17 protein-coding genes are annotated in these 17,375 nt (G+C 70.2%); 6 read left to right on the top strand and 11 right to left on the bottom strand.

Going from position 1 to position 17,375, the window contains the following annotated elements; genetic code table 11:
• Nucleotides 1-235 precede the first annotated feature (235 nt).
• The 3 genes from AC07RM_RS07260 to AC07RM_RS07250 are packed head-to-tail and all read left to right on the top strand — an operon-like array spanning nt 236 to nt 2,806.
• Nucleotides 236-1,231 carry a chorismate transformation FkbO/Hyg5 family protein gene (locus tag AC07RM_RS07260; protein WP_495334032.1) on the top strand — a complete coding sequence of 332 codons (996 nt, stop codon included), beginning with the start codon at nt 236-238 and terminating at the stop codon, nt 1,229-1,231.
• Nucleotides 1,232-1,259: 28 nt separating this feature from the next.
• Nucleotides 1,260-2,063, top strand: a complete 804-nt coding sequence (locus tag AC07RM_RS07255) for a lysophospholipid acyltransferase family protein (protein WP_281077396.1) — start codon at nt 1,260-1,262, stop codon at nt 2,061-2,063.
• Nucleotides 2,030-2,806: a glycosyltransferase family 2 protein gene (locus AC07RM_RS07250; RefSeq protein ID WP_093341579.1), complete on the top strand. Its 777-nt coding sequence runs from the start codon at nt 2,030-2,032 to the stop codon at nt 2,804-2,806. Before AC07RM_RS07255 ends, AC07RM_RS07250 begins: the two co-directional genes overlap by 34 nt.
• A gap of 13 nt (nt 2,807-2,819) precedes the next feature.
• Here AC07RM_RS07250 and AC07RM_RS07245 read toward each other — a convergent pair whose 3' ends face one another.
• The 11 genes from AC07RM_RS07245 to AC07RM_RS07195 all read right to left on the bottom strand — a co-directional run bounded on the left by AC07RM_RS07245 (nt 2,820) and on the right by AC07RM_RS07195 (nt 14,294).
• A complete protein-coding gene (locus AC07RM_RS07245; protein WP_495334030.1) occupies nt 2,820-4,205 on the bottom strand; it encodes an efflux transporter outer membrane subunit in 1,386 nt (461 codons plus the stop codon).
• Nucleotides 4,198-6,183, bottom strand: coding sequence for a macrolide ABC transporter ATP-binding protein/permease MacB (macB, locus tag AC07RM_RS07240; RefSeq protein ID WP_431512696.1), 1,986 nt, complete (start codon nt 6,181-6,183; stop codon nt 4,198-4,200). The genes AC07RM_RS07245 and macB overlap by 8 nt, the downstream gene beginning before the upstream one ends.
• Complete coding sequence (macA, locus tag AC07RM_RS07235) at nt 6,180-7,346, bottom strand: macrolide transporter subunit MacA (RefSeq protein ID WP_495334028.1); 1,167 nt, start codon at nt 7,344-7,346, stop codon at nt 6,180-6,182. The genes macB and macA overlap by 4 nt, the downstream gene beginning before the upstream one ends.
• A gap of 242 nt (nt 7,347-7,588) precedes the next feature.
• On the bottom strand, nt 7,589-8,092 hold the full coding sequence (locus AC07RM_RS07230; protein ID WP_093341573.1) for a disulfide bond formation protein B: 504 nt from the start codon (nt 8,090-8,092) through the stop codon (nt 7,589-7,591).
• Nucleotides 8,089-9,189, bottom strand: a complete 1,101-nt coding sequence (locus AC07RM_RS07225) for a sulfate/molybdate ABC transporter ATP-binding protein (protein ID WP_093341571.1) — start codon at nt 9,187-9,189, stop codon at nt 8,089-8,091. The genes AC07RM_RS07230 and AC07RM_RS07225 overlap by 4 nt, the downstream gene beginning before the upstream one ends.
• A 14-nt stretch (nt 9,190-9,203) precedes the next feature.
• Nucleotides 9,204-10,097 carry a sulfate ABC transporter permease subunit CysW gene (gene cysW, locus AC07RM_RS07220; RefSeq protein ID WP_093341569.1) on the bottom strand — a complete coding sequence of 298 codons (894 nt, stop codon included), beginning with the start codon at nt 10,095-10,097 and terminating at the stop codon, nt 9,204-9,206.
• A gap of 1 nt (nt 10,098) precedes the next feature.
• Nucleotides 10,099-10,986, bottom strand: coding sequence for a sulfate ABC transporter permease subunit CysT (cysT, locus tag AC07RM_RS07215; RefSeq protein WP_413763647.1), 888 nt, complete (start codon nt 10,984-10,986; stop codon nt 10,099-10,101).
• Complete coding sequence (locus AC07RM_RS07210) at nt 10,987-12,003, bottom strand: sulfate ABC transporter substrate-binding protein (protein WP_093341565.1); 1,017 nt, start codon at nt 12,001-12,003, stop codon at nt 10,987-10,989.
• A complete protein-coding gene (locus tag AC07RM_RS07205) occupies nt 12,000-12,575 on the bottom strand; it encodes an RBBP9/YdeN family alpha/beta hydrolase (protein WP_093341564.1) in 576 nt (191 codons plus the stop codon). Before AC07RM_RS07205 ends, AC07RM_RS07210 begins: the two co-directional genes overlap by 4 nt.
• 34 nt (nt 12,576-12,609) lie before the next feature.
• Nucleotides 12,610-13,251: a peroxiredoxin gene (locus tag AC07RM_RS07200; protein WP_495334025.1), complete on the bottom strand. Its 642-nt coding sequence runs from the start codon at nt 13,249-13,251 to the stop codon at nt 12,610-12,612.
• Between the two features lie 128 nt (nt 13,252-13,379).
• Nucleotides 13,380-14,294, bottom strand: a complete 915-nt coding sequence (locus AC07RM_RS07195; protein WP_296787690.1) for a LysR family transcriptional regulator — start codon at nt 14,292-14,294, stop codon at nt 13,380-13,382.
• A 135-nt stretch (nt 14,295-14,429) separates the two neighbouring features.
• Here AC07RM_RS07195 and AC07RM_RS07190 point away from each other — a divergent pair, with 135 nt between their 5' ends.
• The 3 genes from AC07RM_RS07190 (at nt 14,430) to AC07RM_RS07180 (ending at nt 17,355) form a co-directional block, all read left to right on the top strand.
• Nucleotides 14,430-15,077, top strand: a complete 648-nt coding sequence (locus AC07RM_RS07190; protein WP_093342420.1) for an FMN-dependent NADH-azoreductase — start codon at nt 14,430-14,432, stop codon at nt 15,075-15,077.
• 134 nt (nt 15,078-15,211) lie between these two features.
• Entirely contained in the window at nt 15,212-16,621 is a 1,410-nt protein-coding gene (locus tag AC07RM_RS07185) for a hypothetical protein (protein ID WP_495334023.1), read from the top strand.
• Nucleotides 16,618-17,355 carry a hypothetical protein gene (locus AC07RM_RS07180; protein WP_495334021.1) on the top strand — a complete coding sequence of 246 codons (738 nt, stop codon included), beginning with the start codon at nt 16,618-16,620 and terminating at the stop codon, nt 17,353-17,355. Before AC07RM_RS07185 ends, AC07RM_RS07180 begins: the two co-directional genes overlap by 4 nt.
• Nucleotides 17,356-17,375: the final 20 nt, after the last annotated feature.

The following is a 17,375-nucleotide window of genomic DNA, read 5'->3' as shown; positions in this document are numbered from 1 at the left end:
CCGGCGCGCACAACGGACCGGCGGCGCGGGCGGGCGGGCCGGTCAAACCTTTTGGTGATAATCCCTCGATGACGCCATTGCCTTTCGCCGGGTCGGGACATCCGACGCTGCCGCCCACCCGCCACGCACGCCGTGCGAGCCGGGCGGACACCCCGCAGGCAGGCCCCGATCCCCTCGCAAAGGCTTCCTGATCGTGCGCTTCCAGGGCGAAACACCCTCCTCTTCCTCGTTGCGCGTGGAGCGCCTTTCCCTCGCGGACAGCCTGGCGCTGGCCGCCGACGGACCGGCGCCCTTCGCCGCCATCGGCTACGGCACGCCCGAGCGGCTCGACTGGATGCCGCCGGTCGACGCCAGCGTGCTGTCGGAGCGCGGCGCGGTGGCCGACGTCTGGCATGCTGCCGGCTCTTCGGTCCAGACCGGCCGCACCGGCCTCGTGCGCTGGCGCGCCGACGACCACTGGCTGCTGGGCGCGATCGACCTCGACGAGAGCGTCGAGAAGCAGGGCCTGGCCGAGCTGGCGCACCGCGCCTACCGCGACCTGTTCGCCACGCTCGACCAGAGCGGCATCTCCCATCCGCTGCGGATCTGGAACTACCTGCCGCAGATCAACGGCGACGGCGGCGGGCTCGAGCGCTACCGCCAGTTCAACCTGGGCCGCCAGGACGCCTTCCTCGAAGCCGGCCGCGCCGCCTTCGAAGGCGCGCCGGCCGCCTGCGCGCTGGGCATCCACCGCGGCGCGCTGTCGGTGCGCTTCCTGGCCGGGCGCCGCGCCCCGCTGCCGATCGAGAACCCGCGCCAGGTCTCGGCCTACCGCTATCCCTCGACCTACGGGCCGCGCGCCCCGACCTTCTCGCGCGCGGCGCTGGCCGACATCGGCGACGAACGCTGCGCGCTGTTCATCTCGGGCACCGCGAGCATCGTCGGCCACGAGACCGTGCACCGCGGCGACGTGCGCGAGCAGACCCGCGAGACGCTGCGTAACCTCGAGGCCGTGGTGCATGCCGCCAACGCGCAGGGATCGGCGCGCTTCTCGGTCGCGGCGCTCGACGGCGTGGTCTACGTGCGCCACCCGGCCGATCTCGAAGCCGTGCGCGGCGTGCTCGAAGACGCGCTCGGGTCCGACGCGCCGATGGTGCGCGGCGCGGTATATCTCGAGGCCGACATCTGCCGCGGCGACCTGCTGGTCGAGATCGAAGCCCATGCCACCGCCCCCGGGCGGCGGCGGGACTGACGCTCGAACGGCAGCCCCACCTTTCCCGATGATCCTCCGCGTGCTGCGCATTCTCACGGCCGTTCCCCTGGCGCTGATGCTCTATGCGCTGCTGCTGTTCCTCGGCGTGATCTCGCTGGTCTGGAACGCCTTCGCGATGCTGATCCATCCGGTGATGCCGGTGAAGCCGGCGCGCGCGCTGGGCCGCGCCACCATCGCCTTCGCCTACCGCACCTTCTGGGGCCTGGCCTCGGTCACCGGCATGATGCGCATCGACGCGAGCTGCCTCGACGCGCTGCGCGACGAGCCCGGCGTGATCTTCGTGGCCAACCACCCGACCATGCTCGACGCGCTGCTGCTGGTGGCGCGGCTGCCGCGCAGCGCCTGCATCATGAAGGCCGAGCTGCTGCACAACATCTTCCTGGGCGCGGGCGCGCGGCTGGCGCGCTACATCAGCAACGAATCGGCGCGCACCATGGTGCGGCTGGCGGTGGCCGACCTGCGTGAAGGCGGCCAGCTGGTGATCTTTCCCGAGGGCACGCGCACCGTCACGCCGCCGCTCAATCCGTTCCGCCCCGGCGTCACGCTGATCGCCAAGCTCGCGCAGGCGCCGATCCAGACCGTGTTCATCGACACCGACTCGCCCTACCTCGGCAAGGGCTGGCCGATCTGGCGCGTGCCGCCGCTGCCGATCGTCTTCACGCTGCGCCTGGGCCAGCGCTTCGCGCCGACGCAGGACAGCGACGTGCTGCAATCCGAGCTCGAACAATATTTCCGCCACCACCTGGAACGGCGCGCCGCCGACGCCGACTCTCCCGAATGCCAGACGCCTCGCGCACCCACCTTGTCCTGATCCCGAGCTACAACACGGGCGAGCGCCTGTTCTCCACCGTCGAGGCGGCGCTCGCGCAATGGAGCCCGGTGTGGGTGGTGGTCGACGGCAGCGACGACGGCACCGGCGAGCGGCTGCAGCAGATGGCCGCCGACCGCCCCGGCCTGCGCGTGTGGCTGCTGCCCGAGAACCAGGGCAAGGGCGCGGCGGTGCTGCACGGGCTGCGCGCGGCGCGCGACGCCGGTTTCACGCATGCGCTCACCATGGACTCCGACGGCCAGCATCCGGCGCCGCTGATCCCGGCCTTCATGCAGGCCTCGCTGGCGCGGCCCGAGACCATGGTGCTGGGCCGCCCGGTGTTCGATGCCAGCGCGCCGCTGCTGCGCGTGCGCGGGCGCCGCGTCTCCAACGGCTGGACCCAGCTCGAGACGCTGTTCGCCGGCGTCGGCGATTCGCTCTACGGCTTTCGCGTCTACCCGGTGCAGGACCTGATCGCGGTGATGCAGCGCCAGCCCTGGATGCGCCGCTTCGACTTCGACACCGAGGCCGTGGTGCGGCTGGCCTGGCGCGGCGTGAAGCCGGTGAACATCGACGCGCCGGTCAAGTACCTGACGGCCGAGGAAGGCGGGGTCTCGCACTTCCGCTACGGGCGAGACAACGTGCTGCTGACCTGGATGCACACGCGGCTGATGGTGGAGTTCGTGCTGCGGCTGCCGGGCCTGCTCTGGCGCAAGCTGCGCGGCGCGCCGCCGTTCCAGGCCTGATCCACCGTGCCCGCTATTCGACGGCTCCGCCGCCGAGTGCCTTGTAGAGCGTCATCGTCGCGTTGAGCTGGTTGACCCGGTTCTGCGCCAGCGACACCTCGGCCGCGCGCCGCCGGTCCTTCGCGTCGAGCACCGGCTGCAGCGCGGTCGCCCCCGCGCGGTAGCGCACCTCCGACAGCCGCTCGGCGCGCTGCGCCAGCTCCAGCGCCACCACCAGCTTCGCGCTCTCGTCGCGCAACTGGGTGCGCGACGAGAGCGCGTTCTCCACTTCCGACAGCGCCGTGTACAGCGATTGCCGGAAGCCCGCCACCGCTTCCTCGTACTGGCTCTGCGACACCGCCACCGTCAGGCGCGCCGTGTTCCATTGCAGGAAGGGCAGCGCCAGCCCCGCACCCAGCGTCGCGACCGGGTTGCGCAGCAGTTGACCCAGCGCCGTGCTCGAGGTGCCGAGCGAGCCCGTGAGGCTCAGCGCCGGATAGAAGCCGGTGCGCGTCGCGTCGACATTGGCGAGCGCGCCGCGCAGCCGCTGCTCGGCCGCGCGCAGGTCGGGACGCCGGCCCAGCAGGCTGGCGGGCAGGCCCGCGTCGATGGCGGGCGGCGCCGCATCGGGCAGGCTCGCGGGCTCCTCGGCCGCCACCTCGGGCGGACGGTCGAACAGGATCGCGAGCGCATTGCGCGTTTCCACGCGCTGCTGCAGCAGCTGCGTGTGCGCCGCCTCCTGGCTCGCGAGGTTCTGGCCGGCCTGCGCCACGTCGAGGCCCGAGACCGCGCCGGCCTCGTAGCGCGCACGCACCAGCGCCACGATGCGCCGCGCGTCCTCCATGCCGGCCTCGCTCAGCGCGATGCGCTGGTTCAGGTAGCCGGTCTGCCAGTAGAGATTGGCGGTGGTGGCGACCAGCGCCAGCGCCGTCGCCTGCCGGTCGGACTGGGTCGCCTTCAGTTCCCAGTCGGCCGCGCTGCGCACCGCCGCGAGCCGGCCCCAGAGGTCGAGCTCGTAGCTCAGCGTCACGAGCGAACTCGAACTCGAGCCCGCGACGCCGCCGCGCTTGAGGTCGTAGCCGCGGCTGGTGGCAGCCTGGCCGACCACGCCGGGCGTGAGGTTGGTGTCGGCCAGGCCGGCCTGCAGCTGCGCGCGCTGCACCCGGATGCCGGCGGCCGCGAGGTCGTTGTTGACCTGCAGCGCCTGGTCGACCAGCGCATCGAGCCGCGGATCGCCAAAGGACGACCACCACTTCGCCGGGAACACCGCCGCCGCGCTGGCCGTGCCCGGCTGCGGCTGCTGCCAGGCCGAGGGCAGCTCGAGCGGCTTCTCGGGCCGGCGCTCGGGCTGGAACGCGGTGCAGCCGGCCGCGAGCAGCGCGGCCGCCAGCGCCAGGGGGAGCAGGCGCGCCTTACTCACGGGCCAGTGCCTCGATGGGGTCGAGCCGCGCCGCGTTGCGCGCCGGCAGGTAGCCGAACAGCACGCCGATCAGCGAGGCGCAGAAGAAGGCCGACAGCACGGCACCGAGCGAGAAGATCATCTGCCATTGCTTCACGAACAGGGAGAACAGGAAGCTGATGCCATAGGACAGCAGCACGCCGATCAGCCCGCCGACCAGGCACACCAGCACGGCCTCGGTCAGGAACTGCTGCAACACGTCGCTCTGGCGCGCACCCACCGCCATGCGGATGCCGATCTCGCGTGTGCGCTCGGTCACCGACACCAGCATGATGTTCATCACGCCGATGCCGCCCACCACCAGCGAGATCACCGCGATCAGCGACAGCAGCAGGGTCAGCGACTGGCTGGTGCGCTCGGCCGTCTTCACGATGCTGTCCATGTTGAAGGTGAAGAAGTCCTTGCCGCCGTGGCGCAGGGTCAGCAGCTTCACGATGCCGTCCTCGGCCGCCTTGGTCGGCTGCTCGTCGCGGATGCGCACCGTGATGCCGTCGAAATGCTGCTGGCCGAACAGCCGGCTCGCCGCCGTGCTGTAGGGCAGCCAGATGTTGAGCTGCTTGTTCTCGCCGAACATGCTCTTCTTCTCCTGCGCCACGCCGATCACGGTGCACGGCAGGCTGCCGACCAGGATGATCTTGCCGAGCGGATCCACGCCCTCGGGGAACAGCTTGCGGCGCGTGTTCTGGTCGATCACCACCACCTGCGACTGGTGCCGCACGTCGTTGGCGTTGAAGGCGATGCCGCTGGCCATCTGCACGTCGCGCACCGCGAAGTAGTTGTCGCTGACGCCGTTGACGTTGCCGTTGATGTCGATGCTGCGGTAGCGCAGCCGCAGGCTGCGCATGGTGGCCGGCGTCACGCTGTGCACGAAGGGCTGCGCCGCGATCGCCTGCAGGTCGGCCGGCACCAGCGTGCGGATGCTCTGCGCCTTGTCGTCGCCGAAGTCGCGGCCCGGGTAGATGTCGAGCGTGTTGGTGCCGATGGCGCGGATGTCGGACAGCACGAAGCGCTTGGCACCCTCCCCGATCGCCACGATCGAGACCACCGAGGTGATGCCGATCACGATGCCCAGCATGGTGAGCGCGGTGCGCATGCGGTGCGACATCATCGAGCGCCAGGCCATGCGGAAGGCCTCGGCGAAGCGCGACCAGCCGGTGCTCAGCCGGCCGCCCGTGGCGGGCCGGGTCACCGGCTGCGGTGCCTCGCCGGCGCCGGTGGCTTCGGGCGCGGGCACGGTCGGCACGTTGGGCCGGTCGCCCACGATGCGGCCGTCGGCGATCTCGATGATGCGTTCGGTGCAGCTCGCCACCTGCATGTCGTGGGTCACGATGATGATCGTGTGGCCCTGCGCATGCAGCTCGCGCAGGATCGCGATCACTTCCTGGCCGCTGCGGCTGTCGAGCGCGCCCGTGGGCTCGTCGGCCAGGATCACCTGGCCGCCGTTCATCAGCGCGCGCGCGATGCTCACGCGCTGCTGCTGGCCGCCCGAGAGCTGGCTCGGCCGGTGGTCGCCGCGGTCGTCCAGGCCCAGGCGCGCGAGCAACTGCCGCGCGCGCGCCTCGCGCGTCGCGCCGTCGGTGCCCGCGTACACCGCCGGCACCTCGACGTTGCCGGTGGCCGTCAGGTGCTGCATCAGGTGGTAACGCTGGAAGATGAAGCCGAAGTGCTCGCGCCGCAGCTCGGCCAGCGCGTCGCTGTCGAGCGTGCCCACGTCGTGACCCGAGACCGTGTAGCTGCCGCTGCTGGGCCGGTCGAGGCAGCCCAGGATGTTCATCAGCGTCGACTTGCCCGAGCCCGAGGCGCCGACGATCGCGAGCATCTCGCCGTGGCCGATGTCGAGGTTCACGTCCTCGAGCACCTGCACCCGCGTCTCGCCCGAAGGGAAGCTGCGCCCGATGCCGCGCAGCGACAGCAGGGCCTGCCGTGGCGGCTGCGTCATGGGCCCTTGCCGCGGCGCTCGCCGCCGTTGGCCTCTCCATCGCGCGGCTCCACGGCCGAGGCGTCGCCGGTGATGACCTGGTCGCCTTCCTTCAGCCCCTCGAGCACCTGGGCCTGGAAGTTGTTGGTGATGCCGGTGCGCACCTTGCGCGTCTCGGGCGTGTGGTCGGCCTTGAGCACGCGCACCTCGTAGCGGCCCTCCTTGTCGCGGTTGCCGAGCGCGGTCAGCGGCACGGTCAGCGCCTGCTTCGCCTCGCCGAGCATGATCGCGACCTGGGCCGTCATGTCCACGCGCAAGGTGCGGTCGGGGTTCGGCACGTCGAACAGCGCGTTGAAGAACACCGCGTTGTTGATCTTCTCGGGCGAGGGCTGCACCGCGCGCAGGGTGCCGTGGTAGCGCTTGTCGGGGTCGCCGAGGATGGTGAAGTAGACCGGCAGGCCGGCGCGCACGCGCACCACGTCGGCTTCGGAGACCTGGGCCTTGATCGTCATCGTCGACAGGTCGGCCAGGGTCATCAGCGTGGGCACCTGGAACGACGCGACCACGGTCTGGCCCTCGAGCGTCTTGATCGAGATCACGTCGCCGTCGATGGGCGCGATGATCCGGGTGTACGAGAGATTGGTCTGGGCCGAGGACACGGCCAGGCGCTGCTGGCGGATCTGCGCGTCGAGCGACACCGCGTCGGCGCGCAGCGCGCGCAACTCGGCGTCGGCGCTCTCCATGTCCTGCCGCGCCGAGGCGTCCTGCGCCAGCATCTCGCGCTGGCGCGCCCAGGCCAGCTCGGCCTGCCTGACGCGCACTTCCTTCGCCACCTTCTGGGCCTGCAGGTTGTCGAGCCGGGCCTGTTCCTGCGCCAGCGTGTTCTGCGAGATCGCGGGATCGATCTCGGCCAGCCAGTCGCCCTTCTTCACGGTCTGGCCCAGCGACACCTTGAGCGACTTGAGCTGGCCCGTGACCTGCGCGCCCACCTCCACCTGCCGCAGCGCCTGCAGCACGCCGGTGGCCAGCACCGCGTTCTCGAGGTCGGCGCGCTGCACCGTCGCCGTCAGGTATTCGGGTTTCTTGGCCGGCGTGAGCACGATCGCGGCCGCGATGCCGAGCACGACGAGGGCCAGGATGCCGTAGAGGAGCTTGCGCGAACGCCGGGGGGGAGTCTGGGGCATGCAGCGGGAAGGAAGTGGAACGGGCGGGGGATGCATTCGCCGGGCTCTGCGGCCGGGTCGCCATGCAAGGGGGATGGGGGCATCCTAGTCCCGCTGTCTGAAGCGTTCCTAAAGACGGAGTTCCGCGGCGGGGTTACTCCGCCCTCATCGCCCTCATCGCCCACATCACCGTGACGGGCGCCACAAAGACGAAAGGCGGACCCGCGGTCCGCCTTGGAAAGCCGATGCGGCGAACGCCGCGCTCAGCGCGCCGGACGCCGGCGGAACAGCAGCACCAGCAGCAGGACTGTCAGCACCGCGAAGGCGATGAAGGACCAGTTCGCCAGCGTCAGGCCGAACAGCGTCCAGTCGATCTTGGAGCAGTCGCCGCCGCCGCGGAAGATCATCGGCAGCGCCCGCTTGAGCGGGAAGGTCTCGATCATGCCGTAGAGGTCGCGGCCGCACGACACCACCTCGGGCGGATACCACTGCAGCCAGCTCTGCGAGGCCGCCGTGTAGGCGCCGCCGAGGGCCGACAGCAGGGCCAGCAGGCCGCCGCCGACCTGCAGCGCGCGGCCGCGGAAAGCCCCGGCCAGCCCCGTGAACACCGCCACCAGCACCAGCGCATAGCGCTGGACGATGCACATCGGACAGGGCTCGAGCCCCACCACGTGCTGCAGGTAGAGCCCGAAGGCCAGCATGAGCACACAGGCCAGGCAGATCAGGCCGTAAGCGCGGCGCGGCGCGCCGAAGTACCAATCGATCAAGGAGACACCCAATCCTCTTCTACGAACACCCTGGCCTTGCGTGGCGTGGCGACGACGGTGTCGCCCTCCTTCAAGCCCAGGTCACGGAACTGTTGCGCAGGGAGTTGCGCCTCGATGATGGTTCCGGAGCCCGGATTGTCTGGATTCGTGTCGACGGGTTCAAGTTCCAGCCGCGCGATCGGACCGACGACGATCGCGCGCGCCAGCGTGGCGACGATGCCGCTCGTCGCGCCCGGCACGTGGGCTGTCACCTCCAGGTCATGCGGACGGACGTAGGCCAGCGCCTTGGCGTCGCGCGCGCCGCTGTGCTCGGGCGAATCGAGGCGCACGTCGCCCAGTTGCACCGAGCCGTTGTCGGCGCGGCCGTGGAACAGGTTGACGTCGCCGAGGAAGCCGTAGACGAAGGGGCTCGCGGGCTGGTCCCAGACCTCCTGCGGCGAGCCGACCTGCTCGATGTGGCCCTTGTTGATGACCACCACGCGGTCGGCCACCTCGAGCGCCTCTTCCTGGTCGTGGGTGACGAAGATCGAGGTGACATGCAGTTCGTCGTGCAGCCGGCGCAGCCAGCGGCGCAGTTCCTTGCGCACCTTGGCGTCGAGCGCGCCGAAGGGCTCGTCGAGCAGCAGCACCTTGGGCTCGACCGCGAGCGCGCGGGCCAGCGCGATGCGCTGGCGCTGGCCGCCCGAGAGCTGCGGCGGATAGCGGTCGGCCAGCCAGTCGAGCTGCACGAGCTTGAGCAGCTCGGTCACCTTGGCCTTGATCTGGGCCTCGCTCGGGCGCTCCTTGCGCGGCTTCACGCGCAGGCCGAAGGCCACGTTCTCGAACACGGTCATGTGGCGGAACAGCGCGTAGTGCTGGAACACGAAGCCGACCTGGCGCTCGCGCACGTGCACGTCGGTGGTGTCCTCGCCCGAGAACAGGATGCTGCCGGCGTCGGCCGTTTCCAGCCCGGCGATGATGCGCAGCAACGTGGTCTTGCCGCAGCCCGAGGGGCCGAGCAGCGCGACGAGCTCGCCCGATTCGACGTTCAGGTTGACGTCGTTCAAGGCCCGGAAGGTGCCGAACTGCTTGCTGATGTTGCGGATTTCGATGCTCATGAAATTCTTTCTTCCTAGGCCGCCGTCGGCCGTTCCGGCGGCAGCTCGGCGATCGCCTTCATCTCGCGCTCGTGGCGCCATTCGATCACCGACTTGATCACCAGCGTCACCAGCGCCAGGATCGCCAGCAGCGAGGCCACCGCGAAGGCGGCCACCGACTGGTATTCGTTGTAGAGCACTTCCACGTGCAGCGGCATGGTGTTGGTCTGGCCGCGGATGTGGCCCGAGACCACCGACACCGCGCCGAACTCGCCCATGGCGCGCGCATTGCACAGGATCACCCCGTACAGCAGGCCCCACTTGATGTTGGGCAGGGTCACGCGCCAGAAGGTCTGCCAGCCGTTCGCGCCGAGCACGATCGCGGCCTGTTCCTCGTCGGTGCCCTGCGCCTGCATCAGCGGGATCAGCTCGCGCGCGATGAACGGGAAGGTCACGAACACGGTGGCCAGCACGATGCCTGGCACGGCGAAGATGATCTTGATGTCGTGCGCGGCCAGCCACGGGCCGAACCAGCCCTGGGCGCCGAACACCAGCACGTAGATCAGGCCCGCCACCACCGGCGACACCGCGAACGGGAGGTCGATCAGCGTGGTGAGGAAGGCCTTGCCGCGGAACTCGAACTTGGCGATGGCCCAGGCCGCGGCCACGCCGAACACCAGGTTCAGCGGCACCGCGATGGCGGCCGTGATCAGCGTCAGGCGGATCGCGCTCCAGGCATCGGGTTCCTTCAGCGCCTCGAGGTAGGCGTTGAGGCCCTTGCGCAGTGCCTCGGTGGCCACGGCCGCCAGCGGCAGCACGAGGAACAGGAACATGAAGACCAGCGCGAGGCCGATCAGCAGCCAGCGGACCCAGGCGGCTTCGGTGGTGCCGGCCTGGGTGCGGCGGATGACTTTGGACGGTGCGCTCATCTCAAGCTCCCGCGCGGCGACGCTGCCATGCCTGCAGGCCGTTGATGACCAAGAGCAGCAGGAACGAGATCACCAGCATCACCAGCGCGACCGCCGTGGCGCCCGCGTAGTCGTACTGCTCGAGCTTGCCGATGATGATCAGCGGCGTGATCTCCGAGATCATCGGCATGTTGCCGGCGATGAAGATCACCGAGCCGTACTCGCCGATCGCGCGCGCGAAGGCCATGGCGAAGCCCGTGAGCAGCGCCGGCGCGATCGAGGGGAAGATCACCTTGGTGAAGGTCTGCAGCCGCGTCGCGCCCAGCGAGGTGGCGGCCTCCTCGAGTTCCTTCTCGGCGTCTTCGAGCACCGGCTGCACCGTGCGCACCACGAAGGGCAGCCCGATGAAGATCAGCGCGATCACCACGCCCGCGGGCGTGAACGCGAGCTTGATGCCGTGCGGCTCGAGGTACTGCCCGACCCAGCCGTTGCCGGCCAGCAGCGCGGTCAGCGAGATGCCGGCCACGGCCGTGGGCAGCGCGAACGGCAGGTCGACCAGCGCATCGACGATGCGCTTGCCCGGGAACTTGTAGCGCACCAGCACCCAGGCCACGAGCAGCCCGAACACCAGGTTCACCAGCGCCGCGAGCAGCGAGGCGCCGAAGGTCAGGCGGTACGAGGCCAGCACGCGCGGCGCGGTCACGGCGACCCAGAACTGGTCCCAGTTCAGCGTGAAGGTCTTGAAGACCAGCGCCGACAGCGGAATCAGGACGATCAGGCAGAGATAGAAGACCGCGAAGCCCAGCGTCATCGAGAAGCCAGGCAGCACGCGCTTGGCCCCACCGCCGCCGACCGCACGCGAAAACGGCGCTGCCGGTGAGGACAGCGCCGAGGAGGTTGCCCCACTCATTTACCGGGCGCCGGGCGTGTAGAGCTTGTCGAACTGGCCGCCGTCGTTGAAGTGCACCTTCTGCGCTTCGCCGAGGCTGCCGAACAGTTCCTGCACCGTGAACAGCTGCAGCGGCTTGAAGGTCGCGGCGTACTTCTTGAGCACGGTCTGCGAACGCGGGCGCAGCGCGTGCTTGGCGGCGATTTCCTGCGCTTCTTCGGAGTACAGCCAGTCGAGGTAGGCCTTGGCGAGTTCGCCGGTGCCCTTCTTGGCGACGGTGCGCTCGACCACGGCCACCGGGTTCTCGGCCACGATGCTGATCGACGGGTAGACCGAGTCGACCTTGCCGGTGCCGAATTCGCGGTCGATCGAGACCACTTCGGATTCGAAGGTGATCAGCGCGTCGCCGATGTTGCGTTGCAGGAAGGCGGTGGTGGCATCGCGGCCGCCGCGCGCCAGCACCGGCGTGTTCTTGAACAGCTTGCCGACGAACTCGGCCGCCTGGGCGTCGGTGCCGCCCTTCTTCTTGACGTAGCCCCAGGCCGCCAGGTAGGCGTAGCGGCCATTGCCGCCGGTCTTGGGGTTGACGATCACGACCTGCACGCCGGGCTTGACCAGGTCGTCCCAGTCCTTGATGCCCTTGGGATTGCCGTTGCGCACCAGGAACAGCATGGTCGAGGTGGTCGGCGATGCGTTCTCGGGGAATTTCTTGGTCCAGTCCTTGGCGACCACGCCGGCGTTGGCCAGGAAGTCGATGTCGGTCGAGGTGTTCATGGTCACCACGTCGGCATCGAGGCCGTCGGCCACCGCGCGCGCCTGGGCGCTGGAGCCGCCGTGCGACTGGTCGATCTTGACGTCCTTGCCGGTGGCCTTCTTGTAGTGCGCCGTGAAGGCCGCGTTGTAGTCCTTGTAGAACTCGCGCGCCACGTCGTACGAGGCGTTCAGCAGGCCGGTGCCCTGGGCCAGGGCGCTGCTGCCGACGAGTGCGGAGGACGCCAGCGCGAGCACGGCGGCGAAGGTCTTGATTCTGGAAGTCATGTGGTTGCCAAGGTTTCTGAAAAATCACGGCCCGCCGCCCAGGGGGCGGGCTCGTCGGTCAGCGACTGGAGCAGGGCCAGGCCGAGCGGCCATTCCCCGTGCCCCGAGTCGACGTTGATGTGGCCCGCATTCTGCATGCGAACGAACTCGCTGCCCCAGGCGCGCGAGTATGCGCCGGCCAGGCGGATCGGGCAGTACGGGTCGTTGCTGCTGGCCACCACGATGCTGCGGTACGGCAGCGCCGCGTAGGGCACGGGCGCGAAGTCCGACAGCACGGCGCGGCGCTCCGGATCGGCCGGCGCCACCAGCAACGCGCCCTGGATCCGGGCCGCGGCCTCCGCCGGCAGGTGCGCCGTGGCGATGCAGCCCAGGCTGTGCGCCGCGATCACCACCGGCTGCGGCGATTCGAGCACCAGCCGCGCCAGCGTCGACACCCAGGCCTCGCGCCGCGGCGAGGCCCAGTCGTCCTGCTGCACGCGCGCGGCGCCCGGAATCCGCTCCTGCCACAGGCTCTGCCAGTGGCCAGGGCCGGAGTCGCGCCAGCCGGGAACGATGACGATGCGGGTCTGCATGCGAAGGTGGTGGGCCTGGGCCGATGCCGCCGGCTTACTTGTTCGGCTGCGGCGTCAGGCGCAGGTAGGGACGCACCGCCTTGTAGCCCTTGGGGAAGCGCTGGGCGATCTCGGCCGGGTCCTGCAGGCTCGGGATGATGACCACGTCGTCGCCGTCCTTCCAGTTCACGGGCGTCGCCACCTTGTGGCTGTCGGTGAGCTGCAGCGAGTCGATGACGCGCAGGATCTCGTCGAAGTTGCGGCCGGTCGAGGCCGGGTAGGTGATGATGGTGCGGATCGCCTTCTTCGGATCGATGATGAACACGCTGCGCACCGTGGCCGTGGCCGTGGCGTTCGGGTGGATCAGGTCGTAGAGGTCCGACACCTTGCGGTCGGCGTCGGCCACGATCGGGAAGTTGACCGTGGTGTTCTGCGTGTCGTTGATGTCGCCGATCCATTCCTTGTGCTTGTCGGCCGGGTCCACGCTCAGCGCGATCGGCTTCACGCCGCGCTTCTGGAACTCGCCCGACAGGGCCGCCGTCTTGCCGAGTTCGGTGGTGCACACGGGCGTGAAGTCGGCCGGGTGCGAGAAGAACACGACCCACGAATCGCCGGCCCATTCATGGAATTTGATCGGGCCTTCGCTGGAATCCTGGGTGAAATCGGGGGCGCTGTCGCCGAGACGGAGGGTTGCCATGGTCGTTCCTTGGATGGAATGGAAGACCTGGATTGTCCGAACCCCGCCAAGGATGCCAAACGAATATCTGATTGTTTGGTTATGACGTTTTTTGCATATCGAGGCGGTCCGGCGCCTCGAAATCGCCGTCAGAACATGCGGTGCGCGCCGTGTTCCAGGTGCTCGACCAGGAAGTCGATCAGCCGCCGCACCGCCGGCACCAGCGCGCGCCGCGCCGGGAACACCATGTGCGCGACCACCGGCGTCGGCCCCCAGTCGCACAGCACCCGGGTCAGCCGGCCCTCGTTGAGGTCGGCGCGGCACATGTAGTCGGGCAGCAGGGTCGCGCCCACGCCGCCGAGCACCGCGTACTGCAGGGTGGCGAGGTCGTCGGCCACGTAGCGCGGCGTATGGGCATGCACGTGGATCCGGCCCTTGGGGCCCTCGAGCCGCCATTCGCTGCGGCCTTCCCCGTTGACCGACATCGCCGCGGTCGGCAGCTTCGCGAGATCCTCCGGCCCCTCGATCGGCCCCAGCCGCCGCACCAGCTCGGGCGTGGCCACCAGCACGCCGCGGCTGGTGCCGAAGGTGCGCGCCACCAGCGTCGCGCTGTCCTCGATCTGGGGCCGCACGCGCAGCGCGATGTCGATGCCCTCCTCGATCAGGTCGACCGGCCGGTTGATCACCCGCATGTCGATGCGCACCGCCGGATAGCGCTCGAGGAAGCTCGGCAGCACCTGCGCCAGTCCGCTGTGCGAGATCGTGACCGGGCAGCTGAGCCGCACCAGGCCGCTGGGCTCGGTCTGCACCTGCGCCACGGCCTCGGAGGCGGCGCGCGCCGCGTCGCGCACCGAGGCCGCGTGGCGCAGGTAGATCTCGCCGGCCGGCGTGAGCGACAGCCGCCGCGTGCTGCGCTGCATCAGCTGCACGCCGAGCTGCTCCTCGAGCTCGGCCACGCGCCGCGACAGTCGCGACTTCGGAATGCCCAGCGCCCGGCTTGCGGCCGCGAAGCCGCCGCGCTCGGCCACTTCGGCGAAGAACACCATGTCGTTGAGGTCCTGCATGGCTCTACTGTCCTGTTTTTGAAACGATGTGGCTTATTTTTACCTACTTATCACTCACTCGCACCAAAAATAGAATTCTGACCACGCCGGCCACCTTTGAGCGCCGACATCGAAAGAAAGAAAGCGATCAACATCATGAAGCTGCTTCACGTCGACTCCAGCATCCTCAGCGGCAACTCGGCCTCGCGCCTGCTCACCGCCGAAACCGTGGCCGCCTGGCGCGCCGCCCATCCCGACACCACGGTCGAGTACCTCGACCTCGCGGTCGACACCCCCTCCCACTTCAGCGCCGACGCGCTCGGCATCAAGACCGGCGTGCAGGCCCAGCCGACCGAAGCCCAGCAACGCGAGAACGCGCTGTCCGAGAAGCTGGTGAGCCAGTTCCTCGCCGCCGACGTCGTGGTCGTGGGCGCCCCGCTCTACAACTTCACCATTCCGAGCCAGCTCAAGGCCTGGATCGACCGCCTCGCGCAGGCCGGCCGCACCTTCAAGTACACCGACAAGGGCCCGGTCGGCCTCGCCGGCGGCAAGACCGTGATCGTGGCCTCGAGCCGCGGCGGCATCTACTCGACCACCGAAGGCGGCCAGGCCACCGAGCACCAGGAGAGCTACCTGAAGGTGATCTTCGGCTTCTTCGGCATCACCGACGTGCGCTTCGTGCGCGCCGAAGGCCTCGGCATGGGCGACGCGGTCAAGAACGCCGCGCTGGCTTCGGCCCGGAGCGACATCGGCACGGCGACCGCCGAAGCCGCCAACCAGAGCGTCGCGGCCCTCGCGGCCTGATGACGGCGCGCCGTTCGCGGCGCACCCCGACGACAAGCCGGCCGACGTGCCGGCTTTTTTCATGGGCGACACCCCGGCTGACATAGGCGCTTCGGCCAATGGCTGGCGCGCGGCGCGCTCGCCAGAATCGCCGCATGCCCGCAGCCCGCCTTCCGGCTTCCCGCATCCCTCTTCTTCCCGCGACCGAACCCATGGCGGCGGTCGCGCTGCTGGCGCTGTGCCTCGCCGCCTGGGCCGCCGGGCTGGCCGGCGGCTTCCAGTACGACGACCTGCCCAACATCGTGCTCGACCCGGCCACGGCCGGCGGCGAGGCCCTGCGCGAGCGGCTGGCCAACGGCTTCCGGCCGCTGCTGCGGCTGAGCTACGTCGCCGACCATGCGCTGTGGGGCTTCGACGGCACCGGCTTCCTGGCGACCAACCTCGCGCTGCATGCGGCCACCGTGCTGGCCGTGTGGCGACTGGCCCTCGGCCGGCTGGCCGATCCGCTGGCGGCCTTCCTGGCCGCCGCGCTGTTCGCGCTGCAGCCCGCGCACGCGGCGGTGGTGAGCTTCGCGAGCGGGCGCTCCACCGGGCTGATGACGCTGGGGCTGGTGCTGGCGCTGCTGGCCCATGAACATGCGTGGCGCGAGGGCCTGGTCCGCGTGCGCCGCGCCGTCTTCGAGGCGCTGTCGCTCGTCGCCTTCGCGCTCGCGGTGTCGGCCAAGGAAGTGGCGCTGGTCTATCCGCTGCTGCTGGTGGTGTGGGAGTCCACCCGACCCGGCGCCACGGCCGGCCGCATCGCGCGGCGCGTGGCCGGGCCCGCGTTCGCCGCGCTCGCCGGCGCCGCGCTGCTCTGGACCTTCGGCCCCCGGCTGCGCGAACTGGCCGGCTACTCGCTCGCGCTGGCCGATCCGCTCGAGGCCCTGGCCCGGCATGCCGCCGCGCTGCCGCTGTCGCTCGCGCTGTGGCTGCGGCCCTGGGCGCTGTCGGTCGAGCACCCGGCGCCTGGCGCGAACGCGGTGCTGCCGGGCGCGCTCGCGCTCGTGGGCCTGCTGCTCGCCGCGCTCGCTCTGCGCCGGCGCTGGCCGCTGGCGACGCTCGGACTGCTGTGGCCGCTGGCCATGCTCGCGCCGACGCACACGCTGATCGCGCGGCTCGACTGGATCGTGGAAAAGCCGCTGTACCCCGCGTGGATCGGTCCCGCACTGGCGCTGGGCGCCCTGCTCGCGGCCTGGCTGCGCCGGCCCGGCCGCGCAGTTCCGGGACTCGTCCTGCTGGCGGCACTCGCGACCACCTGCGCCTGGCGCGCCGCCACCTGGGCCGACCCGGCCGCACTCTGGCGCGAGGCCACCGAACGCGCGCCGCTGTCGGCCCGCGCCTGGCACAACCGCGCGCTGGCCGAATCCGCCGCGGGCCGCGATGCCGATGCGCGTCGAAGCATCGACATGGCCCTTGCGCTCGATGCCGACGCGCCGCGCACCCAGGCACTGGCGCTCGCGATCTCGCTGGCGGCCGACGACGAAGCGCCGTCCCCCTCCCTTCCCTCCAGGAGCCCCTCACCGTGAAGCTGCTTCCACGCCCCCCGCGCGCGCTGGCCGCGCTGGCGCTCGCGCTCGGCTGCGCCGCCGCCCAGGCCGCGCCCGACTGCGACCGCTGCCAGGACCTGCCACGGCTGTACCGCGAAATGCTCGAGCAGGAGTTCCTGCGCGCCAAATTCCAGACCTGGATCTCCCAGGCCTATTACCCCCTGAGCATCGATGCGATGCAGACACAGGCCACCAGCGCGCTCACCGCGGCCATGCAAGGCAACCTTTACGGCGTGCTCGCGCCGCCGGCCAGCGACGCCGGCACGGCCGGGGCCGCGGCGCCCTCCTTCGGCACGGTGATCAGCGGCGGCAGCTGCCAGCTGGTGGAGTACGTTCCGCGCCCAGGCCAGTCGCCGACCACGCGGCCGGTGACCGAGCAGCAGATCCGGCAGAAGCTGTGCAAGCCGCTGGCCGAATTCACCATCGAGCACGAGAACACGCACATCAAGGCCTGCGCGGCCGCCTACAAGGCCGGCGACAAGTCGGTCGAGTCGGTCGAATGGTTCGTGCAGAGCGACGCCAAGGCCTACGACGCCGGTGTGCGGGTGCTGCGCGACTACATCGCCGCGCTGGCGCGCAAGTGCCAGTGGGCCGGCTCGACCAACCTGCGCAAGCCCGACAACAGCATGGTGGTGCCGACACCCGAGGAGATCGTCACCCTGACGAAGAACGTCAAGGCCAAGGGCAACGCGATGCGCCGCGCCACCCAGTGAGCCCCCATCCGGAGTCATCG

The organism is Variovorax sp. GW821-FHT09B05 (assembly GCF_059418265.1).
The sequence above is the reverse complement of the archived record's forward strand: the minus strand, read 5'-3'. Positions and strand labels throughout refer to the sequence as shown.